Annotated in this window: 18 protein-coding genes; 8 read left to right on the top strand and 10 right to left on the bottom strand. The window is 36.1% G+C overall.

Annotated elements, in window-relative coordinates; all coding sequences use genetic code 11:
* The first annotated feature begins 120 nt into the window (after nucleotides 1–120).
* On the top strand, nucleotides 121–1,104 hold the full coding sequence (locus FN756_RS05105; RefSeq protein ID WP_142602038.1) for a potassium channel beta subunit family protein: 984 nt from the start codon (nucleotides 121–123) through the stop codon (nucleotides 1,102–1,104).
* A 76-nt stretch (nucleotides 1,105–1,180) separates the two neighbouring features.
* Here the strand turns inward: FN756_RS05105 and FN756_RS05100 are convergent, their stop codons facing one another.
* The 5 genes from FN756_RS05100 to lpdA form a co-directional block, all read right to left on the bottom strand.
* Complete coding sequence (locus FN756_RS05100; RefSeq protein ID WP_185955183.1) at nucleotides 1,181–1,831, bottom strand: ATP-binding cassette domain-containing protein; 651 nt, start codon at nucleotides 1,829–1,831, stop codon at nucleotides 1,181–1,183.
* Between the two features lie 405 nt (nucleotides 1,832–2,236).
* Nucleotides 2,237–3,682: a glyceraldehyde-3-phosphate dehydrogenase gene (locus FN756_RS05095; RefSeq protein ID WP_142602035.1), complete on the bottom strand. Its 1,446-nt coding sequence runs from the start codon at nucleotides 3,680–3,682 to the stop codon at nucleotides 2,237–2,239.
* Between the two features lie 93 nt (nucleotides 3,683–3,775).
* Nucleotides 3,776–4,639 carry a sigma-70 family RNA polymerase sigma factor gene (locus FN756_RS05090; protein ID WP_142602033.1) on the bottom strand — a complete coding sequence of 288 codons (864 nt, stop codon included), beginning with the start codon at nucleotides 4,637–4,639 and terminating at the stop codon, nucleotides 3,776–3,778.
* A 361-nt stretch (nucleotides 4,640–5,000) separates the two neighbouring features.
* Nucleotides 5,001–5,840, bottom strand: coding sequence for an MBL fold metallo-hydrolase (locus FN756_RS05085; protein ID WP_142602031.1), 840 nt, complete (start codon nucleotides 5,838–5,840; stop codon nucleotides 5,001–5,003).
* 147 nt (nucleotides 5,841–5,987) lie between these two features.
* Complete coding sequence (gene lpdA / locus FN756_RS05080) at nucleotides 5,988–7,376, bottom strand: dihydrolipoyl dehydrogenase (protein WP_142602029.1); 1,389 nt, start codon at nucleotides 7,374–7,376, stop codon at nucleotides 5,988–5,990.
* 310 nt (nucleotides 7,377–7,686) lie between these two features.
* Between lpdA and FN756_RS05075 the strand changes: the two genes are divergently transcribed.
* Together FN756_RS05075 and FN756_RS05070 are read left to right on the top strand one after the other, a co-directional pair.
* Nucleotides 7,687–8,127, top strand: a complete 441-nt coding sequence (locus FN756_RS05075; protein WP_142602027.1) for a DoxX family protein — start codon at nucleotides 7,687–7,689, stop codon at nucleotides 8,125–8,127.
* A gap of 150 nt (nucleotides 8,128–8,277) precedes the next feature.
* A complete protein-coding gene (locus FN756_RS05070) occupies nucleotides 8,278–10,467 on the top strand; it encodes a S46 family peptidase (protein ID WP_142602025.1) in 2,190 nt (729 codons plus the stop codon).
* 159 nt (nucleotides 10,468–10,626) lie between these two features.
* Here FN756_RS05070 and FN756_RS05065 read toward each other — a convergent pair whose 3' ends face one another.
* Nucleotides 10,627–11,808: an AIR synthase related protein gene (locus FN756_RS05065; RefSeq protein ID WP_142602024.1), complete on the bottom strand. Its 1,182-nt coding sequence runs from the start codon at nucleotides 11,806–11,808 to the stop codon at nucleotides 10,627–10,629.
* A 198-nt stretch (nucleotides 11,809–12,006) separates the two neighbouring features.
* Here FN756_RS05065 and FN756_RS05060 point away from each other — a divergent pair, with 198 nt between their 5' ends.
* A complete protein-coding gene (locus FN756_RS05060; RefSeq protein ID WP_142602022.1) occupies nucleotides 12,007–12,993 on the top strand; it encodes an outer membrane beta-barrel protein in 987 nt (328 codons plus the stop codon).
* A 66-nt stretch (nucleotides 12,994–13,059) separates the two neighbouring features.
* Here FN756_RS05060 and FN756_RS05055 read toward each other — a convergent pair whose 3' ends face one another.
* Both FN756_RS05055 and FN756_RS05050 read right to left on the bottom strand, forming a co-directional pair.
* The gene (locus FN756_RS05055; RefSeq protein ID WP_142602020.1) at nucleotides 13,060–15,252 is read right to left on the bottom strand and encodes a glutamine synthetase III family protein; all 2,193 of its coding nucleotides are present in this window, start codon (nucleotides 15,250–15,252) and stop codon (nucleotides 13,060–13,062) included.
* A 385-nt stretch (nucleotides 15,253–15,637) separates the two neighbouring features.
* A complete protein-coding gene (locus FN756_RS05050; protein WP_142602018.1) occupies nucleotides 15,638–16,405 on the bottom strand; it encodes a hypothetical protein in 768 nt (255 codons plus the stop codon).
* A 192-nt stretch (nucleotides 16,406–16,597) separates the two neighbouring features.
* Between FN756_RS05050 and purL the strand changes: the two genes are divergently transcribed.
* From purL to fbp, 4 genes are all read left to right on the top strand, one after another.
* A complete protein-coding gene (purL, locus tag FN756_RS05045) occupies nucleotides 16,598–18,820 on the top strand; it encodes a phosphoribosylformylglycinamidine synthase subunit PurL (protein ID WP_142602017.1) in 2,223 nt (740 codons plus the stop codon).
* Between the two features lie 134 nt (nucleotides 18,821–18,954).
* Entirely contained in the window at nucleotides 18,955–19,662 is a 708-nt protein-coding gene (locus FN756_RS05040; RefSeq protein WP_142602015.1) for a tRNA1(Val) (adenine(37)-N6)-methyltransferase, read from the top strand.
* 98 nt (nucleotides 19,663–19,760) lie between these two features.
* Nucleotides 19,761–20,255, top strand: coding sequence for a metallophosphoesterase family protein (locus FN756_RS05035; protein ID WP_142602013.1), 495 nt, complete (start codon nucleotides 19,761–19,763; stop codon nucleotides 20,253–20,255).
* A gap of 228 nt (nucleotides 20,256–20,483) precedes the next feature.
* Nucleotides 20,484–21,524, top strand: coding sequence for a class 1 fructose-bisphosphatase (gene fbp / locus FN756_RS05030; RefSeq protein WP_142602012.1), 1,041 nt, complete (start codon nucleotides 20,484–20,486; stop codon nucleotides 21,522–21,524).
* A gap of 83 nt (nucleotides 21,525–21,607) precedes the next feature.
* Here the strand turns inward: fbp and lgt are convergent, their stop codons facing one another.
* Nucleotides 21,608–22,444 carry a prolipoprotein diacylglyceryl transferase gene (gene lgt / locus FN756_RS05025; RefSeq protein WP_142602010.1) on the bottom strand — a complete coding sequence of 279 codons (837 nt, stop codon included), beginning with the start codon at nucleotides 22,442–22,444 and terminating at the stop codon, nucleotides 21,608–21,610.
* 72 nt (nucleotides 22,445–22,516) lie between these two features.
* Entirely contained in the window at nucleotides 22,517–24,742 is a 2,226-nt protein-coding gene (locus FN756_RS05020; RefSeq protein ID WP_142602008.1) for a TonB-dependent receptor, read from the bottom strand.
* Nucleotides 24,743–24,772: the final 30 nt, after the last annotated feature.

Here is a 24,772-nt window from a genome sequence, read left to right as displayed (position 1 = left end):
AAATAAAGACATGCAATAAGACTTCTGTTTTGTTAGGAATAACATTAGTTTTGATAAAACGCATGTAAAACATTAAATCTATTTATAATTCAACATTCATAATTTAAAATCAAAAAAAATATGGAATACAGGAGATTAGGAAAGTCAGGGTTACAGGTAAGCGCCCTGTCATTTGGAACATGGCTCACTTTCGGTAAACAAATTGATGATAAAACCGCTGATAAGTTGCTTAGTATTGCTTACGATGCAGGTGTAAACTTTTTTGACGGTGCTGAGATCTATGCGCGGGGTAAGGCCGAAGAAGTTCTGGGGAAAATTTTAAAATCAAAAGATTGGTCGCGCAGTTCATACATTGTATCCAGTAAGGTATTTTTTGGTTGGGAGAAGGATTTACCTAATCAACGCGGATTGTCGCGTAAGCATATTTTTGAAGCGTGTGAAGCAGCTATAAAACGTTTACATGTTGATTACTTGGATTTGTTTTTCTGCCATCGTCCCGACAAAAATACCCCAATAGAAGAAACAGTAGAAGCGATGAATACCTTGATACAACAAGGAAAGATTTTGTACTGGGGAACTTCCGAATGGAGTGGGGTCGAGATTGCTATTGCGCACTACTATGCAGCAAAAAACGGATTGATTGGCCCTTTGATGGAACAGCCTCAATACAATATGTTTGAGCGAGAAAAGATGGAAAAGGAATATCGCATGTTATTCAGGGAGTTTGGCATGGGAACAACAATATGGTCGCCACTTGCTTCAGGATTGCTTTCAGGAAAGTATAATAATGCCGATCCGAAAGATACACGCTTGTTTATTGAAGGAATGGATTGGTTGAAAAACCGAACGCTTGCCAAAGATCGTATTGAAAAAGCGAAGCGATTAGGACAATTCGCTGATAAATTGGGAGTTCCAATGGCTCAATTAGGATTGGCTTGGTGTCTTAAAAATCCAAATGTGAGTACCGTGATTTTAGGAGCATCAAAAGTTGATCAACTGAAACAAAATCTGGGTGCTTTGGAAATTGTACCAAAACTAACTGACAAAGTGATGAATAGTATTGAGAATATTCTCAGAAATAAACCTGTTCAGCCTGAATATTAGGCTAAAGGGTTTAGGATTTAGGTTTGATTTTATAACAAAGTCTTTCTGTAAGTTCTGAAAGGCTTTGTTATGAGAATTAGGCAAAATTGAGGTATCCTCTGTCAACTAAATCCTCTTTTGAGTTAATAGTGTAAGTTTTTCCATTTTGCAATAGCACAAGTTTATCACTAATTGCCATAATCTCATTATACAGATGATCAGTAATTAGAATGCCTTTTTGAGCAGATTTTTCTTTAATAATTTCGCTTATTTTTTCCGTTTGTACCGGTGATAGATGAGAGAACGGTTCATCCAATAAAATAAATCTTGACTTCGTATGAAGCAAAAGCAAGGTTTGGATCATGCGTCTTTGTCCGCCCGACATCTTACTTATTTTTGTTTTTAATAGCTGATTTACTATTTCTATCATATAGACATCCTCTGTACAATTTAGATATTTAATCAGTGTATCGGTGTTCAGATGAGATGGTAAAGTATCAAACTGAGGTATGTAGGTAATTAATCCCGGATGTTGATACAATTTTTGAAGGACTACTGAGTTAATTCTTATTGAAGAATAATAAGGCTTAAGTGTACCCAAAATAATTTTCAGTAGACATGATTTTCCAGAGCCATTTCTTCCCATTAATCCGGTTATTGTTCCTGTTTCAATTTTTATATAAATATCGGACAGAATCCTTCTTTCTCCGAAACTTAAATTTACACTATCTATTTCTAATGTATTCATCTGCATAATAATATTAAAATTGGAAGTGAAATAAACATGTCCATAAAAAATGATGAAATAAACAGTTGAGTTTTGCTCAATCCCAAATTATAATAAAAATAAAATACGTGATTCTTAAATGAAGAAAACATGTAAATGGTAACGAGAAGTATGCCTAGCTTTATCCAGAGAAAAGCTTGTAAACAGGAATATTTGTCGATGTTATTAGTTTTAGCAAGAATTACAATTAACATTGTCATGAGAATATTCCAGAGAAAGAAATTCCTATAAAAAAGAAAGTAGACTTTTAGTTTTTTTAGTGTAGACATTTTGCTAAAATAACAAAGCCTTTCAGAAATTTCTGAAAGGCTTTGTTATTTTATATTGAGTTCTCAATACGCAAATCGCTATTTCAAATACAGTAAACTAGTAATATGTCAGACGAATAACTCCTGCTAAAGATTTTGCTAAACGAATTACCTGACGAGTGTAACCGTATTCGTTATCGTACCAAACGTACAAGACAACTGATTTACCATCTTTAGAAACGATAGTTGCTGGACCGTCAACGATTGAAGAGTGTGAATTTCCAATCATATCACTTGATACTGATTCATTTGAGATGGAGAATTCAACTTGTTCAACTAATTCACCATGTAATGATTCATGTTTCAATATTTGGTTGATCTCCTCTTTGCTTACCGCTTTATCTAATGTAAGGTTAAGAATGGCCAATGAAACGTTCGGAGTTGGTACACGTACCGCATTTCCAGTTAATTTGCCTGCTAATACAGGTAATACTTTAGCTACGGCTTTATCGGCACCCGTTTCAGTGATTACCATATTTAATGCAGCTGAACGGCCTCGACGGTATTTTTTATGGAAATTGTCCAGTAAATTTTGATCGTTAGTATACGAGTGTACTGTTTCAATATGTCCTTTTTCAATACAAAATTTATCGCTCACGATTTTTAAAACCGGAACAATAGCATTGGTAGTACATGAAGCCGCCGAGAAAATTGCTTCGTCAGCCACATGATCATTACCATTCACCCCGAAAACGATATTAGGCACATCGCCTTTACCCGGAGCTGTCAATAATACTTTGCTAATGCCTTTTGATTTCAGGTGTTTACTCAAGCCTTCGCGATCACGCGCAATACCTGTATTGTCAATTAATAAGGCATCATGAATGTCGTAAGTGGTGTAATCCACATCGGAAGGATCTTTTGCAACAATCATTTTTACTGTTTGACCATTGATGATTAATGCTTGTTGTTCAAAGTTTTCAACAATAGTACCCGTAAAAGGACCGTGGACAGAGTCGTTACGCAATAATTCTGCACGTTTTATTAAATCCTCATCACTATAGCTTCGAGTTACTATGGCACGTAAACGTAATTGTTCACCTTTTCCAGCTTGTAAAATTAATTCCCGGGCCGCAATTCGACCGATACGTCCAAAACCGTATAATACGACGTCTTTTGGTTGCAACCCTATTTTGTCCTTGCCAATATGCGAAGCCAGTTTTGCTTTGATAAAACCTCCCATGGTAGAAAACCATTTCTTTTCTTCGGTCCATTCATCGGCTAAACGACCAAGATCAATTCGAGAAGGAGCCATTTCTAACTTTTCAATCTCTTTTGCAAGTCCAAGAGTTTCGTCAATTGTAATGGGTTTTTGAGAGATCTCTTGGGCATACAAATGGTGTTTGAGGATTTCGCTCGAACCTGTATCAATCAAAGGTTTGCGGTAAATAACCAGTTCGATTGACTTGTCGTACCACAACTTGCCCACAATGGTGATCAGCTCTAATGCCTTTTTCTCCTTTTGGATCCAAGCATTGAGCTCCGACTCATATTTTTGCTTCATAATTTGTAAATAGGGTTATTGAATATTTGGTGGGACAAAAATAAAAAAAGTCCTGAGAGTAACTCAGGACTTTAGCTAGAATATCATTTCTTCTTATCCAAGATAAGATTTCAGAATTTTACTTCTTGATGTATGGCGTAAACGCTGTAAAGCTTTATCTTTAATTTGACGAACACGCTCACGAGTAAGATTGAATTTTTCACCAATTTCTTCAAGTGATAACGGATGATTAGTTCCTAAACCGAAGAATAGTGTGATGATTTCACGTTCACGTTCAGTAAGAGTTGAAAGTGATCGTTTAATTTCTTCAGATAGTGATTCGTTAATCAACATACTATCAGTATTCGGAGTGTCATTGTTCTCCAAAACATCTAAAAGTGTGTTTTCTTCTCCTTGTACGAAAGGAGCATCCATTGATACATGACGACCTGAGTTGCTCAGTGTGTCAGAAATTTTGTCGACAGTAGTTTCAAGAATATCTGCTAATTCTTCAGGAGATGGCTCACGTTCGTATTCTTGTTCTAGTTTTGAATAAGCTTTACTGATTTTGCTTAATGAACCTACCTGGTTCAATGGTAAACGAACAATACGACTTTGTTCTGCGATGGCCTGAAGGATAGATTGGCGAATCCACCAAACTGCGTAAGAAATAAACTTAAAACCTTTTGTTTCATCAAAGCGCTTAGCTGCTTTGATAAGTCCGAGGTTTCCCTCGTTAATAAGATCACCTAAGGTTAGCCCCTGATTCTGATATTGTTTTGCAACAGATACCACAAAACGTAAATTTGTTTTGGTCAGTCTTTCTAAAGCTGCTTGATCACCTTCTCTGATTTTTTGGGCAAGAATAACCTCTTCTTCTGCATTAATAAGGTCAACTTTTCCAATTTCATGTAAGTACTTGTCTAAAGATTGGCTTTCTCGGTTGGTAATTGATTGAGTGATCTTTAGCTGTCTCATTATTTAATATTAAGTGAATTTTAATTTGTTAGGAGTTTAAATGATATTTATATATCAATTACAATTTATACGAGCGGAGCGCAATAATGTTTTAATAATTTGAAAATAAATAACTATTTAATAAGTTTAAGTAACTTAGTAATATTCGCTTAGGGGTCATTACGCTCACAAAATCAAGAAGTTATCTAAAAAAAAGCTAATTGTTTTAGCTGCAAGTGTTATTCCAAATTTTAGAGGTGCAAAGGTATAAACAAATATTGAGTTAGAAAGTTTGAATAAATAAATTTCAATAAAATAAATTAATGTTTTGATTTAGAGTTGATTAAAATAACAGAAATATAATCTATTTCAATTTCAAGGTTTATAATTCGTTTAGATTAAATGTTTCTGCAGCTCTAATTCCTTTTTCAGTCATCTCTAATGTGCAACATTCATTAATAGAATCGTGTTCAAAATAGAGTACATAATTGTTGATTTGTGCTTCTTCCAAAAAAGCCTTTTTTTCTTTCAGGGTTTCTAATGGTCGGGTATCGTAACTCATAACATAGGGTAGAGGTAGATGACCAACTGATGGTAATAAGTCAGCACAATACACCAGTGTCTTGTCTTTATACTGAATCTGTGGAAGCATCATGGCATCCGTATGACCATGCATGAACCGAATTTTGATATGCTCTGTAAATGAAACTCCATCCTGAGTTTCAATAAATTTTAGCTGGCCACTTTCTTTTATTGGTGTAATATTCTCTTTTAAAAAGGAAGCCTTTTCGCGTTCATTCGGATAAACTGCCCAATCCCAATGCGCCTCATTACTCCAAAAGGTTGCATTTTTAAAAGCAGGCACAAGTTTGTCTCCATCACGAACAATTGAACCGCCGCAGTGATCAAAATGCAAATGGGTTAAGAAAACGTCGGTTATATCATCTTTTGAGAAACCTATGCTTTTTAATGAGCTATCCAAGGTATCATTACCATGCAAAAAGTAATGGCTAAAAAACTTTTCATTTTGTTTATTTCCAATACCGGTATCTACCAGAATCAACCGATTCCCATCTTCAATCAGCAAGCATCGCATTGCCCAGGTACAAAGGTTGTTATTATCGGCAGGATTTGTTTTTTGCCAGATGGTTTTAGGTACTACCCCAAACATGGCACCTCCATCTAATTTAAAAAAACCGGTATTGATTGTGTGTAGCTTCATGTTGCGAATTTAATGAATTAGGAAACTTAATAGTGAAGATGGAAATGGAAAATATGACTTCTTTGGTAGTGTGGTTTAACCAAAAAATAAGAGGGATGAATAAGCATTCACCCCTCTTATTTTTTTGATTAATTGAATATCCTAAAATTATAAATGTATTACTTCGCCGTACGCATCAGCAGTAGCTTCCATCATAGCTTCGCTCATTGTTGGATGAGGGTGTACTGCTTTAAGAACTTCCATTCCGGTTGTTTCCAACTTACGTGCTACTACGGCTTCAGCGATCATTTCAGTAACATTAGTACCAATCATATGGCATCCCAGGAACTCTCCATACTTTGCATCAAAGATTACTTTTACAAAGCCGTCTTTAACACCCGCCGCACTTGCTTTTCCTGAGGCTGAGAATGGGAATTTACCCACTTTAACTTCGTATCCAGCTTCTTTTGCAGCTTTTTCAGTATAGCCAACAGACGCAATTTCAGGAGTGCAGTAAGTACAACCCGGGATGTTATTATAATCTAATGGTTCTGGGTGGTGACCTGCGATGTTTTCTACGCAAATAATACCTTCAGCAGAAGCAACGTGAGCTAATGCCTGACCTTGAACGATATCTCCGATTGCAAAAACACCTGGAACATTAGTACGATAAAAATTATCAACCACAACACGGCCTTTGTCGGTTTTCACCCCTACTTCTTCTAGGCCAATGTTCTCAATATTAGGAGTAATACCAACAGCAGAAAGTACAACCTCAGCCTCAATTACTTGCATGCCAGTAGTTGTTTTGATATTTACTTTGCAAAGTTCACCGCTTGTATCAACCGATTCAACTGAAGAGTTGTTCATAATCGTGATGCCTGATTTTTTAAAGCTGCGTTCTAATGCTTTCGAAACATCTTCATCTTCTACCGGAACTATATTAGGTAAGTATTCAACAATCGTAACTTTTGTACCTAATGAATTATAGAAATAGGCAAACTCAACACCAATAGCACCTGATCCAACTACAACCATTGATTTAGGCTGTTTTTCAAGACTCATTGCCTGACGATAACCTATGACTTTTTTGCCATCTTGCGGTAAATTAGGTAATTCACGTGAACGCGCTCCAGTAGCAAGAATAGTGTTTTTAGCAGTATATTCAACGGTTTTTCCATCGGTTCCCTTAACTTCAACTACGCCACCTTTTTTTATTTTTCCCCAGCCGTTAAGTACGTCGATTTTGTTTTTTTTCATCAGGAATTGAATTCCTTTACTCATTCCGTCAGCAACACCACGACTACGTTTTATAATTGATGTAAAATCAGCTTCTGAGCCGTTTACCTTAATGCCATAATCAGCAGCATGATTTATATATTCGAATACTTGAGCGCTTTTTAATAAAGCTTTTGTTGGGATACAACCCCAGTTTAGGCAAATGCCGCCAAGATTTTCGGCTTCAACAACAGCAGTTTTTAATCCTAACTGCGAAGCTCTAATGGCGGTAACGTACCCACCAGGACCGCTTCCAATTACAATTACGTCGTAATTCATGTTTAGTTTTGTTTTTTTTAATGGTTTGCAAATGTAGCAAATAAGGAAAAGAAATGCCCCTATCCTCTTAAATGTTCTGAAAAATCAGGTTAAATTAATGTTTATAAACGTTTACAATGCCTTGTTTATTAGTTATTTATCTAATATTAAGCTCGAAATAGATGTTGGAAAACGCAATTAGGCAAAATCTATTAATCGAAAACTCATTGGAGAACTCAAATAAGATTGTTTATAGTTTAATGAATTTAACCTATTGATTTTCAGATATAATAATGTTATATTGATTTATACTTATGTAAAGGAAAAAATTATGAATCTTGTACAAAAAGCAGAACATTGGGGCGATACCCACCATACCATGTGGCTTGATGTTATTCGTATAGCCTTAGGGGTGTTTATTTTTATAAAAGGTATTTCATTTATTGGTGATACAGGGCCTTTGCAAGAATTAATGGGTGCTCATTTCAAATATGTGCCCGTTTTTATTATTCATTATGTAGCTTTTGCTCATTTGGTTGGCGGTATACTAATTGCTTGTGGTTTAGTAACTCGAATGGCAGTTGCGTTTCAATTGCCAGTGTTATTTGGCGCCGTATTTTTTGTTAACATAACGCATGGTTTTGATGCCATCAATTCCGAATTATGGTTGTCAATTTTGGTGTTATTCCTTCTCATATTCTATTTTATATATGGTTCGGGTCCTCTTTCTGTTGATGAGTATATGAAAACTCATATAAAACATGAAACTTGATGTTCTAAACATTTTAAATACAAGCACTAGCTGTTTTTAGAGCAAACGCCCCTGATTTATCAGAGGCGTTTTTCATTGTAAAAAAGTTGCCACATAGCTATGCTCTTATTAAAAAACCTTAATTTTCACCTTTCAAAAAAAAAATTAATCATGAACTTTAAGAAATTATTACTACTTGTTCTTACGTTCATTGTTTTAGGCAATGAAGTAAAAGCAGATGAGGGGATGTGGCTTCCTATGCTCATTCATAAAAACTATGATGAGATGAAAAAGCAGGGTTTTAAACTTACTCCTAAAGACATTTATGATGTTAATAATGCCAGTTTGAAAGATGCCATTGTATGGTTTAATGGTGGCTGTACTGGTGAAGTTGTTTCTCAACAAGGTTTGTTGTTAACTAATCACCACTGTGGTTATGAAGCAATTGCTGCTAATTCAACTCCTCAGGATAATATTTTGGATAATGGATGGTATGCTAAAACCCAAGCTGAAGAAAAACCTATTGAAGGAATGTGGGTATCTTTCTTAGTACGTATGGAAGATGTTACCGACCAAGTTAATGCCGCTTTAAAAGGTGTTGATGCCACTCAACGTGCTTCTAAAATTGCTGAGGTTAGTAAAGAAATCGCTAAAAAAGCTGCTGAAGGCACTAGCTATGACACTTTCGTTAAGGATATGTTCAAAGGCAACCAATACTTTTTGTTTGTTATGCAGAAGTATACTGATATTCGTCTAGTAGGAGCACCTCCTCAATCGGTTGGTAAATATGGTGGAGATACTGATAACTGGGTTTGGCCTCGCCATACCGGCGATTTTTCAGTGTTTCGTATTTATGCTAATAAAGAAAATAAACCTGCAACTTTTGCCAAAGACAACGTTCCATTCAAACCTAAAAAGGCCTTAAATGTATCAATGAATGGTGTTAAAGAGGGTGATTTTTCAATGGTATTTGGATACCCTGGACGTACAAATCGTTATGAATCATCAAACGGTGTGCAACTAGCAATTGATAAAGTGAATCCTGCTATTGTGAAGCTTCGTGATATTCGCCTAAAAGCATGGAAAGAACAAATGGATAAAAGTGATAGCGTACGTTTATTATTATCATCACAGTATGCTCAAATTGCTAACTATTGGAAATATTACATTGGCCAAACCGAACAGATTAAACACTTAAAAGTAGTTGATTACAAGAAAGCTCAAGAAGTTAAGTTTCAACAATGGGCTGCCGGCAAGGCTGAATATGCAGACTTGTTTAGTGATTGGACTAAAGCATATACCCAGTATTCTCCTTATGCTGCTCATCCGGTTTACATTAGCCAGGGGATTTTTGCATCTAGTGCCGTTTCATTTGCTCGTACATTTGCATCGCTTGACCAATTGTTACGAATGGGTAATGCCGCAGATATATCGAAATCAACAACAGGATTGAAAGATCAAGCTGTTACTTTCTTTAAATCATTTAATTTGCCTTCTGATAAGAAAATATTGGCAAGTGAGCTGTATGCTTTCTATACAGATATTCCAAAGGATCAACATCCTGCTTTGATCGATGAAATTTTGAGCAAATATGGTGAAGCAGACCCAGAAGCGTCTTTCAAAAAGTTTGCTGATGATGTTTTTGCAACGTCAATTTTTGCATCTAAAGATAAAACGATGGCATTCTTAGCAAATCCTACGTCGGAAGCCCTAAGTAGCGATCCACTTTACAATTACGTAAATAGTTTTATTCTAAATTATCGGTATAAATATGCGAAGTACATAGATTCTTTCAATGGAAAAAATGAGGAATTAGGAAGGATGTATGCTAAAGGAATCCTTGAAATGAATTCTACTAAAAACATGTATCCTGATGCAAATTCAACTTTGCGTTTAACGTACGGTCAAGTTCAGGCATATTCTCCAAAAGATGCAGTTTCATACAATTATGTGACCACAATTGATGGAGTTATGGAGAAATACAACCCTGGAGATTTTGAATTTGATCTTCCTAAGAAATACATCGACTTATACAATAAAAAGGATTTCGGAAGATTTACTGATAAAAATGGTAAGTTAGTTGTAGCTTTTATTAGCAACAATGACATTACCGGTGGTAATTCTGGTAGCCCTGTTTTAAATGGAAACGGTGAATTGATCGGTTTAGCTTTTGATGGAAACTGGGAAGCTATGTCAGGTGATATTGTTTTTGATAAGAAATACAAACGTACTATTGTTGCCGATATTCGTTATGTTTTATGGTGTATTGAGAAATTAGGCGATGCTCCACATATCGTAAATGAAATGAAGCTGGTTAGTACGTCGACTCCGGTTAAAGGAATGACGAAGGCTAAAAAATAGTTCAAGTCTAGCATAAAAAAATCCCCTTGAAAATTTCAAGGGGATTTTTTATGTAATATTAAAAGAAAGATAACTTTCAGGATGTATGAATTAATCTTTTATTCTTTGCCCTTTAAGCTTCCGTCTCGAATAACCTAACTTAATCCGTTAATCTGTTTTTTATTGATAAATGAATTCACCAAATTCCGATTTAACAGTAACTTGTGCTTTCTCGGCAGCTTCTACACGACCAACAATTTGAGCATCGATTCCAAAAGCCTTGCTAATTCCAATTAAATCTTCAGCAATGGCTGCAGGCACATATAATTCCATACGATGCCCCATATTAAATACTTTATACATTTCTTCCCATGAAGTTCCCGATTGTTCATGAATTAGTTTAAACAAAGGAGGAATAGGGAATAGATTATCTTTAATTACATGCAGGTTTTCTATGAAATGTAATACTTTGGTTTGAGCACCTCCGCTACAGTGCACCATTCCGTGGATCTGACTTCTGTATTGTTCCAGCATCATTTTAATTACCGGAGCATAGGTGCGAGTAGGAGAGAGTACAAGTTTTCCGGCATCGATTTGTCCAAAACCTGGAATCTCGATTTTATCGGTAAGTTTCTTTCCGCCTGAAAACACCAAATCATACGGAACAGCAGGGTCAAAGCTTTCAGGAAACTGTTCGGCAATAGATTTATTAAAAACGTCATGTCGAGCAGATGTTAATCCATTGCTACCCATACCGCCATTATATTCCGTTTCGTAAGAAGCTTTTCCTGATGAAGATAAACCAACAATTACATCTCCTGCTTGAATACGATCGTTTGAAATCACATCCTCACGTTTCATCCGACAGGTTACAGTTGAATCTACGATTATGGTACGCACCAAATCTCCAACATCGGCAGTTTCGCCTCCTGTTGAATAGATATTAATTCCGTGGCTGCGTAACTCTGCTAAAATTTCTTCGGTTCCATTGATGATGGCTGCAATTACTTCTCCTGGGATAAGGTTTTTGTTACGCCCTATTGTTGATGAAAGCAGAATGTTATCGGTTGCACCAATGCAAAGTAAATCATCAAGATTCATGATGATCGCATCCTGAGCAATGCCTTTCCAAACATTTATGTCACCTGTTTGCTTCCAATAAACATAAGCAAGTGATGATTTGGTTCCCGCACCATCAGCGTGCATGATGTTGCAGTATTCCGGATCAGCACCAAGCATATCTGGAATTATCTTACAAAATGCTTTAGGAAAAATTCCCTTATCGATATTTTTTATTGCGTTATGGACATCTTCCTTTGAAGCTGAAACGCCTCTTTGATTGTATCTGGCATCTGTTTGCATGGCGCAAAGATAGGATTAATGATAGAAATCTGAATCAGTACTTTATCAATTTAATTTTTGATGAATAACTGATAATGTTTCAGAATTCTATTAATAATTTATTGCGTGTAAATTATTGCATATCAATAATTTAACCTTTAAATCAGTTCTTTTATCGTAATAAATTGATTAAATTTAATTTAATCAACCTTGAACTTTATGAAAGGAACTATACTCTTTATCGTGCTATTTACTGTAATTGGTTCGAGTGCTTTTGCACAGGAAAATGATGTCAAACCTATTGAGGGCCGTGGCTGGTACATAGGCACTGGCGTTAGCTATTTTTTTGAAATTACTCCTGGTGAATTTCCGAATGTTGGACCCTTTCAACCGCGTGATCATTATGAAGAACGCGACCCTTTAAATCCTGCCCAAGTACTTAATTATACTGAATCTACAATTACCGGTTCTTTCGGTGAAGGGTGGAGAGCCGGTTTAAGTGGTGGTTATATGTTTACAAAATATTTTGGCCTACAGGTAGATGTAAATTATTTCGGTGGAAAATCGCAATTAATGAGAAGGAACGTAATTGTGATTCAAGATGGGCCTCCTTTAATTAATTCTGTTGCCACAGGCGATGTTCGTGCCTTGATTTTTGCACCAAGTTTGGTATTTAGTATAGGTAACGTAGGGCAAATTCAACCTTATGCCCGCTTTGGAGCTATTATTCCCCTATATGGTTATTTGAAGATTAATACCAATATTATCGACAATGTTAACATTCCTGGTACTGCCCGTGAAATTGCACGTACAGAGAAAGTTCATCCCACAGCTTCATTGGGTTTTCAAGGAGCAATAGGGTTTAATTATCCGGTTGTACATAAAGTGAAAGTTTTTTTGGAGATGGAATACAACAATGCTGCTGTTAATAGTAAGGATAAAGAGGTTACAGCGTATAGCGAAACCAGAACAAACACTACTAATGGCCAGGTAACTCAAATCGGGTTAAATGATTTACCGATTGGAATGAAACTTACTGATTATGAAAAAACCGTAACTTCCTCATCAAATACTGAATATATTCCTGGTACTATCCCGCCAATCAATAATCCAAACTTTGACCCTAATCAAAAGGCTAAGGATCTTCGTTCTTACATTAACATTGGCGGATTAGGTTTAACGCTTGGTGTTCGTTTTAGATTTTAAATGAACTGGGAAAACATTAAAAAGGCCGCCCAAAGGCAGCCTTTAACTTAAATTAAGGAGTATAAATTATTTAATGAATAATAATTCACGGAACTTAGGCAATGGCCATTGAGCGTCGTCAATGATTAATTCCAATTTATCAACGTTGTAACGAATCGTTTCGAAGAATGATTTCACTTTTTCGTCATAAGCAATTGCCATTTCGCGCGCATCAGTAAGTGCGTTTGCTTTTTTACGCTCTTCAATCATCTCATTCACTGCTTTCTGAATAATGTTTACACGTTCAGCAATTTGAGTAATGGTAGCCATTTGAGAATCAGTTGAAGTGCCATTTAAACCAAGTTCTTTCAAGCCACGTACATTCTCAACTAATTTAGTTTGATAATTTAACGCTACCGGAATAATTTGGCTAGTTACTAAATCACCCATGATACGTGATTCAATCTGAATTTTTTTGGTGTAATTTTCCAAGAAAATCTCATGACGGGCATGTAACTCACGCTCTGTGAAAATATGTTGTTTAGTGTATAATTCGGCTGTTTGTTCGCTAATCAATACATCAAGAGCTTTTGGAGTAGTTTTGATGTTTGAAAGACCACGTTTTTCAGCTTCAGCTGCCCATTCATCACTGTATCCATTACCTTCAAAGCGAATGTTCTTCGATTCTTTGATGTACTGACGAATGATCTTCATGATTGCCACATCTTTTTTCTCTCCTTTTTTAACCAATTTCTCTACATCTTGTCTGAAAAGATTTAACTGTTCAGCAACAATTGCATTCAATACGGTCATAGGATTAGCTGAGTTAGCAGATGAACCTACTGCACGGAATTCAAATTTATTTCCTGTAAACGCAAACGGAGAAGTACGGTTACGGTCAGTGTTATCTAATAAGATTTGTGGGATTTTAGGAATATTTAACCCTAATGCACCCGACATTTCTTTTTTCTTACGATTAACAACATGCGACGATTCGATCTCATCTAAAACATCATTCAATTGTTCACCCAAGAAAATTGAAATGATTGCAGGAGGAGCTTCGTTAGCACCTAAACGATGATCATTGTTTACTGAAGCGATTGATGAACGTAAAAGATCCGCATGATTATAAACAGCTTTGATAGTATTAACAAAAAATGTTAAGAACATCAAGTTGTTTTTAGGGGTTTTTCCAGGTGATAATAGGTTTTTACCAGTATTGGTAATTAATGACCAATTGTTGTGTTTACCCGAACCATTTACACCTGCAAAAGGTTTTTCATGTAATAAAACTTTTAGTTTATGACGACGAGCAACTTTATCCATCAAATCCATCAATAATTGGTTGTGGTCAATAGCTAAGTTGATTTCTTCATAAATTGGAGCACATTCGAACTGTCCTGGGGCAACCTCATTGTGACGAGTTTTCAAAGGAATACCCAATTTCAAAGCTTCGGTTTCAAAATCAAGCATGTAAGCATAAACACGCTCAGGAATTGAACCGAAATAATGATCTTCTAATTGTTGGTTACGTGCCGACTCATGTCCAAATAAAGTACGACCAGTAGATACTAAGTCAGGACGAGCGTAAAAGAGGTCTTCGTCAACAACAAAGTATTCTTGTTCAATACCTAATGAAGCATTTACTTTAGTTACACTTTTATCGAAATATTGACAAACCGCTGTAGCAGCTTTATCTAAAGAGTTTAAGGCTTTTAATAAAGGAGCTTTGAAGTCAAGGGCTTCACCTGTATATGAAACGAAAACGGTAGGGATACATAATGTTAAACCTGAACCACTTTCCATGATAAATGCTGGAGATGAAGGATCCCAGGCAGTATAACCACGTGCCTCAAAAGTTGAGCGGATACCACCGTTAGGGAACGATGAAGCATCAGGCTCTTGTTGAACTAAAGCATCACCGCTAAATTTTTCAATCGATTTTCCATCTACTGTTGGCTCAAAGAATGAATCGTGTTTTTCGGCTGTTGAGCCTGTCAATGGTTGGAACCAGTGTGAGTAGTGAGTTACACCTTTACTCATTGACCATGATTTTAAGCCAGCAGCAATTTGGTCAGCCATTGTTCTGTCAACAGGAATACCTAATTCGACTGAGCTCATAACACTTTGAAAAGCTTCTTTTGAAAGAAACTCCTTCATTTTGCTTTTGTCAAATACATTGACACCATAAAAATCAGAAATTTTCGTTGAAGGTGGTGTAACTTTTACTGCTGGTCTGCGCATTGCAGATTCCAAAGCTTTAAAACGAAGTAGCGACATGTGTATGTGTTTTAGTTTTTTTACTTTATAGAGCAAAAATAATTCAAAAAGTATCAATTGCAAGTCTTTGAATTGAAATTTTTCAATTTTTCATGTGTTTTTTTGGTATAAAATTCATAAATAATGAAATGTTGGTAGTTTTTTATGTTTAAAACGGTCTTTTTATTATTAAATAAATGCTTTTTTGTTGTTTTGTTTTCGCGGCAAAAAGAGGTAATTTGTTACATTGTTACTCGTAATGATGTATGCTTTCTAGTTTTTGGCTTAAAAAATTAGAAATTGTTATGCTTTTTTGAATTTTTTAGTTTTTAAGGAAAGTTATAAATGAAGGCAGTTCGGGTGTTTATATATATAATGAGTGCTTTTAATACATTACTACCTCTTATTAAAAAGGTACATGAGGTAGATAAGCTATTCGTTTTTTTACTTTTTCAATTATCTGAGAAGTTTTGCGAAAAACTAAACATGTTGGGCTAAAATAGTTTGAATGGGTTACCTTTTCTCCTCCAAACGATAATTTAAATCTATTGATTCCTTGTAAGCTTTTATTCGTGCTTTCATAATACCCTCCAAAATCATATATTTTGAATCCATTCTCTTTAAAAAAAATCATATCCTTATAATGAAGAAGCTTGTTTGCCATTCCTATTGTTAAGTTTTCATAAGTTTCATCCAGTCTTTTTGATGCCGAATGATAAAGTCTTACAATTCCTAAATCCTGGTCTGTAATATAACTGTGAGCTACCAGCGTATGGTTGTTTAGGCAAGCAAAGCTAATTGTGAGATTTGGTTCTAATGATTTTAAGTTTCGGGCACTTACTTTTGGTAGATGCTTTTCTTTGGCAAATTGATTGAAAAAGTTTTCAAATTTAAGAAGGTCATTCTCTTGGGAACAATTTATACCCTCCTTAATTGCCTTTTTTATTTGGTATCTATTTGTTTTTGAAAATCGCGCTAGTAACTGGTCATCGCTTTCATTAAGTATATTTTCAACAGAATATGAGTTTCTTTTTAAATGAAAGGTTTTTTTGTGCGAATTATCTCGTATATGTAAATACGCATTGAGAGAAAATATTGAATTATCGTTCGATTTATATTCAAACCAATTTTCATACATTTTTAACCCCCAAATTTTTTTCTCATATTTAAACATGAATGCCTGTTTAGGATTGATTTGTAATTAGTTATAATACTAGTTAAAATATTTTAAACTTCACAGGTGTATAAAATTTAAAATTGCTATTTCTCGGTACCTCTCCAATGAAATTGAGCTTCTTTTTCGATTTCCTTAGCATCCTAAAATCTTTTTTTATCTTTGCACTTTCTTTCTAAAACCCTCAAAACATTGGAAAATCAGTTAACTACTGTTGAAACCGCAAAAGATCTAGGTCTTTTACCTGAAGAATTCGATAGGATTAAAGAAATTTTAGGACGTACGCCGAATTTTAACGAGCTAAGCGTTTTTGCTGTAATGTGGAGTGAACATTGTTCATACAAAAACTCTATTGTTTGGTTAAAAACCTTGCCTAAAGAAGGTCACCGTATGCTTGCAAAGGCTGGTGAAGAAAATGCCGGTTTGGTTGATATTGGCGATGGTTTAGCCTGTTGTTTTAAAATAGAGTCACATAATCATCCATCAGCGCTGGAGCCTTATCAAGGAGCAGCTACAGGTGTTGGAGGTATTAATCGTGATATTTTTACAATGGGTGCTCGTCCGGTGGCACAATTGAACTCATTGCGATTTGGTGATATTAACTTGGATCGCACAAAATGGTTGGTCAAAGGTGTTGTTAAAGGTATTGGCGATTATGGTAATGCATTCGGTATTCCTACCGTTGGTGGCGAGGTTTTCTTTGACGAAAGCTTTAACGTTAATCCATTGGTGAATGCAATGTCGGCGGGTATTGTTAAAGTTGGCGAAACAGTATCAGCTACTTCATATGGTGTAGGAAACCCAGTTTACATCGTTGGTTCTGCAACGGGAAAAGATGGTATACACGGTGCTGCATTTGCATCAAAAGATATTACTGAAGATTCAGTAAACGATTTGCCTTCCGTTCAGGTAGGTGATCCTTTCCAAGAGAAACTTTTATTAGAGGCAACGCTAGAGGTTATTAAATCAGGCGCGGTTATCGGTATGCAAGATATGGGTGCAGCTGGTATTATCTGTTCAAATTCGGAAATGTCTGCTAAGGGTGAACACGGAATGCGCATCGATCTTGATAAAGTTCCTACTCGTCAGGAAAATATGAAGCCTTGGGAAATTCTTCTTTCCGAATCACAAGAGCGTATGCTTATAGTTGTTGAAAAAGGAAAAGAAGCTGTTGTTGAGGCTATTTTTGATAAATGGGACCTGAACTGCGCTATTATTGGTGAAGTAACCGATACCAAGCGTTTAGAATATTACATGCATGGTGAATTGGTTGCTGATGTTCCTGCTGATGATTTAGTTCTAGGTGGCGGAGCTCCTGTTTATCACCGTGAATATCGCGAGCCTGCTTACATGGCAGAACACCGTGCGTTTAAAATTGAAGACATACAGGAGCCTGCTGATTTGAAAGCGGTTGCAGATCATTTGATCTCTCATCCAAATATTGCTTCAAAACGTTGGGTATATAACCAATACGATTCCATGGTTGGTACCTTGAACATGACTACCAACCGTCCGAGTGATGCAGGTGTTGTTGATGTTCGTGGAACCGATAAAGCACTTGCTTTAACCGTTGATTGTAACTCTCGTTATGTATATGCTGATCCTGAAATTGGATGTAGTATTGCGGTTGCCGAAGCTGCTCGTAACATTGTTTGTGCAGGTGGTGAAGCTGTAGCAGTAACTAACTGTCTGAATTTCGGAAATCCTTACATTCCTGAAATCTACTGGCAGTTTGTAAGTGCAATTAAAGGTATGGGTGCAGCTTGTACCAAGTTTGATACTCCTGTTACCGGTGGTAACGTGAGTTTCTATAATCAATCATCAGATGAAGGGCCGGTATTCCCGACTCCAACAATCGGTATGTTGGGTATTCTTGATAACAAGAAAACGTTAACAACGCTTGATTTCAAAGCTGAAGACAATCTTATTTACATGATTGGTGAGGCGCAAAATGATATTGCGGCTTCTCAATACCTGGCTTCTTACCATAAAGTTGAGAAATATCCTGCTCCTTATTTTAATTTGGATAAAGAGTTTGATATGCAACAGTCAATTAAAGGACTTATCGTTGAAGGCTTAATTGATTCTGCTCATGATGTGGCTGATGGTGGTTTGTTTATCGCCTTGTTAGAATCAGCTATGCCTAATGGATTTGGTTTCAATGTTGAAACTGAAGAAGGTTTCCGTAAGGATGCTTACTTGTTCGGTGAAGCACAGGGCAGGGTAGTGGTATCAGTAAAACCTGAAAACCAGGAAGCTTTTGTTGAATTCATGTCGACTAGCGGCGTAGACTTTACTTTGTTGGGTACGGTAACAACAAACGATGAAATGATTATCGACGGACAATCTTTCGGTAAGGTTCCTGCTGCTAAAAATGTATACGATAATGTATTGCATAGCTATTTAGGTGAATAGATTCAATTTATATATAGTATCGAAAGGCTCAGCGTTTGTTGGGCCTTTTGTTTTCTGTATCAGGATCCAAGAATCAAGACTGTAATTATTTCATTTTTGATTTTATCAGATCTAAATACGCATAGCTAAAAAATATGTCAAAAGATTATTTCCAATTCAAGCAGTTTAAGGTGTATCATGATAAATGTGCTATGAAAGTTGGTACCGATGGACTTTTATTGGGAACTTTGACTAATAGCATAAACTCAAAGAATATTCTTGATATTGGTTCAGGAACCGGTTTAATAGCATTGATTCTAGCGCAACGTTCACCTAATGCGTTGATTGATGCAGTTGAAATTGAATCGGATGCTTATGAGCAGGCTAGAAGTAATTTCGTGATCTCCGTTTGGAGTGATCGATTAAAGATTTTTCATACATCTATTTTCGATTTTCGTCCTAAAAAAAAATACGATCTTATAGTTTCCAATCCTCCGTACTTTATCAATTCGTTAAAATCTAACGGCAAGAAAAAAGAGGCAGCACGGCACATAGATGAACAATTCTTTGCCAAATTAGCTGTCAAAGTAAATGATCTGCTTGAAAGCGATGGAAAATTCTGGTTGATTTTACCTTTAATAGAATCGGATCAGTTTGCTAAAGAAGCATTACATGTTGGCCTTTTTCCTGAAATTATTTTCAATGTGCATTCTTTCGATCATGCTGAAGCAAAAAGAAAAATTGTTGCATTTGGTAAGAATTGTAAAACGGTTGCTGAAAATAAGTTTGTTATATACGATTCACCAGGAAAACACTCCGCTCAATATAGGAGTACCGTAAAGGATTTTTTAACTATTTTTTAGTTTTCTTTAAGTTGTCATCCCGTGGCACGAGGGATCTCCAAGTGGTTGGCCCGACAAAACGAATGCTTACTACTCAAATCACGATATACATACCAATTATGAAAAGAATCGGACTCATTTCTGACACGCATAGTTTTTTAGATGAACAGGTTTTCGAGCATTTCAAAGACTGTGATGAGATATGGCATGCTGGTGATTGGGGTTCTGTTGAGGTTCATGAAAAGCTTTCAGCATTTAAACCTTTGCGCGGGGTCTATGGAAATATTGATGGTCATGAAATAAGAGTGCTTTATCCTGAAATGATGCGATTTAAATGTGAAGAGGTAAATGTGATGATTACTCACATAGGTGGTTACCCGAAACGCTATAAACCGGGTATTAAAAAGGAGTTGCAAGCCACCTCAACTGACTTATTTATTTGTGGACATTCGCACATTCTTAAGGTTATTTATGACCAGGAATTAAAGCTATTGCACATGAATCCTGGGGCGGCCGGGAAAGAAGGATTTCATCAAGTGAGGACATTATTACGATTTTCAATTACTGGTAAGCGGATACACGATTTAGAGGTTATTGAAATGAAAAGGTGGTGAATTTTATAAAAAATAATCTTCTTATTTAGTAATTATCAATTTTACAGATATAGCCGTATTTCTTGTTTCGTATTGAAAAGTATATGGCTATACTATAACAATCCCTTAACAATTCCAGAGGATTATATGTGTTGAAATAACACCAAGGTTATTTCAGCATGATTCTCTTATTTCTTCAAGCATAAAAATTGCCGTAAATTCGTCTCACCAATCAATAAATTACCATTTATGACAAAAGTTGTAACCTTGGGGCAGTTCATTATTGAACGTCAGTCAGAGTTCCCTTATGCCAAAGGGGAGTTGTCACGACTGTTACGGGATATCGGAATTGCTGCCAAAATTGTAAACCGAGAAGTAAATAAAGCAGGGCTTGTTGACATTTTAGGTGAAGCCGGTACGATGAACGTACAAGGTGAGCACGTTAAAAAGCTTGACATCTATGCTAATGAGCAATTTATCTCTGCTCTAAAAAGCGGAGGTGAATGTAGCATGATCGCTTCTGAAGAAAATGAAGACGTAATTCATGTGAATTCAGCTGTTTCAAAGAATGCAAAGTATATTGTTGCAATGGATCCATTGGACGGTTCTTCAAATATTGATGTAAACGTACCAATAGGAACCATTTTTTCCATTTATCGTCGTAAAACAGAAAAGGGCATGTGTACTATGGAAGATGTTTTGCAAAAAGGTACAGAGCAAGTTGCCGCAGGGTATATTATTTATGGTTCGTCAACAATGTTGGTGTACACTACAGGCCATGGGGTAAATGGTTTTACACTTGATCCTTCCATTGGCGAATTTTGTTTCTCGCATCCCAATATGAAATTCCCAAGTTCAGGTAAAATTTATTCATTGAACGAGGGTAACTATGTTCATTTTCCTGAAGGAGTAAAGAAATATTTAAAGTATTGCCAAGTAGAAGACGATGAAACAAGTCGTCCATACACTTCACGTTACATCGGTTCAATGGTGGCTGATATTCACCGTAATATGATTAAGGGTGGGATTTTTATTTATCCAACAACAGCAAGTTCGCCAAAAGGAAAACTGCGGTTAGTTTATGAATGTAATCCATTGGCTTTTATAGTTGAACAAGCTGGAGGAAGAGCTACGAATGGATTTAAACGCATCTTGGATGTAAATGTGAAAGAGATTCATCAGCGTACCCCAATCTTTATTGGTTCTACTGATATGGTAGAAAAAGCAGAAGAATTTATGCGTCAATATTCTCCTGAATTGGAAGAAGTATTGCAGCTGGCTGAAGTTTAAAAGAGTTAATGATTTAATGGGTATAAATAAAAAGATCCGGATAGCTAAATGCTATTCGGATCTTTTTATTTATTGGCCTTTTTTTATGAATGTGAGGTTGCCTTTTTAGCAACGATATAATTGTGAGGTGTTGTTTTTCTCTGTTTAAAGTAGATAATGCAACCAGCGATAATAAGCGGTATGCTTAACCATTGACCCATGTTTAATGCCATCCCTCTTTCAAAATCAACTTGCTCTGCTTTTAAAAACTCTACCAAAAAGCGGAAGCCAAATAGAAATACAAGGAAATAGGAAAAGATAATTCCGTCCTTTAAATGGGTTGCATTGCGCTTGTAATATTGATATAAGAAAGCAAACAGCGAAATACAGAACAAGGCCTCATAAATCTGCGTTGGGTGTACGGGGGTTAAAATTGGGCCTTCCATCGCATTTGGAAAGGTAAAGCCCCAAGGTAAATTAGTTGGTTTGCCATAAATTTCCGAGTTAAACAGGTTGCCTGTGCGGATAAATGCACCAGCTAATGCTACCACAATAGCTATACGATCCAAAATCCATAAATAGGGGAGCTTGCTTACTTTTTTAGAGAATAAGTAAAGTCCAATGAAAATCCCGATTGCTGCTCCATGACTTGCTAATCCACCTTCCCAGATCTTTAAAATCTTTAAAGGATGACTCAGATAATAACCCGGTTCATAAAAAAAGCAATGTCCTAAACGAGCTCCAAGAACAGTGGCTATGACCATGTACAATGTTAATTTATCTAAGACTTCTTCCTTAATTCCTTCTTTACGAAAAATTCCCTGCATAATATAGTACCCTACCGCAAAACCTGAAGCGAAAAGCAAACCGTACCAACGTAAAACAATAGGACCTAATGCGAAAATTTCTCTATGCACGTCCCAATTAATGAATGTTAACATGTTATTTTTTTAGTGCCGTTAAAAATAAACTTTTAAGTTTTAACATTTAGCAGAGGTTGAAAAATAATATGTTTATTTGATGTTATAGCGAATACCAAGAAATCCTTTAATTCCCTGCATTTGCGAATAGCTGTAAGAAGGATCAAATACTTCATTGTTTGGATTGGGTACATATGGTCGATTACCAAATGGATCTTCCGGCCGCAGAATTGGATTTTTAGGAATGAAGTTCAATAAATTTTTTACCCCGGTATACACCTCTAAACCATTTGAGAATTTTTTGGTGACCTGAAGATTCATAATGGTGTAAGTAGGCGATTTTTCTGATCTTATATCATACGGTTTTTGGACCGGCAAATACATTGATCCGTTTAGTCGTCCTGTGTAATCAATGCTTAAGCCAATTTTATTAAGCGAATAACTCACAGAATACGTTCCGGAGAATTTTGGGGCAAATTGCTGAGAGGTAACTTTTGAACTGTCAACCTGGTAAACGTCCATGATTGTTACTCCAGCCATTATTTTTAAGCTATTGAAGCTAAAATCAGTATTGAGGGTAATTCCTTTTGAAATAGCATGTCCTGATAAATTATCATAAACTATGCTTTGTGGATCAGTACTAAAGTCTCCAATTATTTTGTTGGTGAAATAAGTGTAGAATACACTGGCGTCAAGATTAATAAAACCTGATTTGTGTTGGATTGAACTTGAGTAATTAAGGTTTGCATTCCATGATTGTTCAGGTTTTAGTTCGTTTTTAATAATCACTGTTCGGGCTCCGGTTAATGCCGCATGATCCTCTGTAAATAGATTGACTACTCGATAACCGTTTCCGCCACTCAAGCGAAAGGTATTGGTTCGATTTGGTGAGAATTTAAAGCTTAAGCGAGGTGTAAAAATACTTCCATGGTCATGATGGTAATCGTACCGAAGTCCGGTTAAAACGGTAAGTTTTTCGGTTGGTCTGTATTCATTCTGCACAAATATTCCTGGAAGAAAATTTTTCATAGGATTGTTCATACCTTTTTGAGCAGTACCTGCAGTGTTATCATCGTAAAAAGTATAACGAAGAGGTATTCCTGCTAATAAATCATGTTTGCCGAAGGTTTTATTCCATCTAATTTGTGCAAATGCTATTTGCTGTTCAGCTAAAAACTTGGTTGTACCATAATATGAATCCTGATGATGGAAATTGTATGAGTACTCAGCCAGCAGTTTCTCCTGGCCTAATTTTATTCCATAATTCCCAATTATTTCAAAGCGATTGGTTTTAATGGATTCCCCGTAAATACTATCTGTGCCACGAAATTTTGGTTGCCACTGTAATTCCCCACCCCAACGATTTTCATAAACATAACGGAGGGCTAATCCGGCAGAAAGATTCGATTTTCTTGTAAAGTTCCATTTATTAAAAACAGAAGCGCGTTGTTGCTGAGTTACATCTGTAAAATTATCATGGTTGATATCGTGTTTAGTTCCATAATTGTAAATATTTATGCCAACCAATGAGTTTGTTCCTTTTAAATTAAAACGACCCGCAATATCAGCGTTGTATTCGCTATAAGAAGTTGTGGAAACATCGGCATTTAAAGTAGGAGAGGTGGCTGGGTCTTTGGTGATGATATTAACCAAGCCGCCTACAGCTTCTGAACCATACAGCGTGGAAGCAGGACCCTTTACTATTTCTATACGCTTAACCATACTGTTAGGTATACCAGCTAAACCATAAACAGTTGCAAGGCTACTCACTATGGGCATACCATCAATAAGGATCATGGTATAGGGGCCTTCCATACCATTGATGTGAATATCGCCCGTATTGCATACATTACAATTTAGCTGCGGTTGTACGCCGTTAACCATACCCAATGATTCAAAAATATTAGGTGAAGGATTTTTTTTAAAGAGTTGAGGGGTATAAACTTCCACCGGTATGGGTGAACTTAGTTTCGAGATTTCTTTCATGGTGCCACTTACTACCACTTCCTCTAGTGCGTTGCTCTGAAGTTCCATGGTAATGTTAAGAGTAACCGTTTCTTCATTTTTTATTTCGACCGTTTTTTGAACGGTAGTATAACCCAGTCTGCTAAGTACGATTTTGTATTTACCGACTTTTATATTTTTCAGACTAAATAGGCCTCCTTCATCCGCTAGAGTCTCAATGCTAGTTCCTGATAATTTAATATGAACATAACCAAGAGGGAGGCCATCAGTATGGATTTGCCCCTTTAGTTGACCTGTTTGAGTAAAACCCTTCAAAGGAAATATACAGATTAGCAGAAGTAGAATGTTTTTCATGGATTGATATAAGTATTTAAACAAATTTAA

It is taken from the genome of Solitalea koreensis, assembly GCF_900182575.1.
In the GTDB taxonomy this organism is placed as follows: domain Bacteria; phylum Bacteroidota; class Bacteroidia; order Sphingobacteriales; family Sphingobacteriaceae; genus Solitalea; species Solitalea koreensis.
This window is presented reverse-complemented; position numbering and strand designations above follow the sequence as displayed.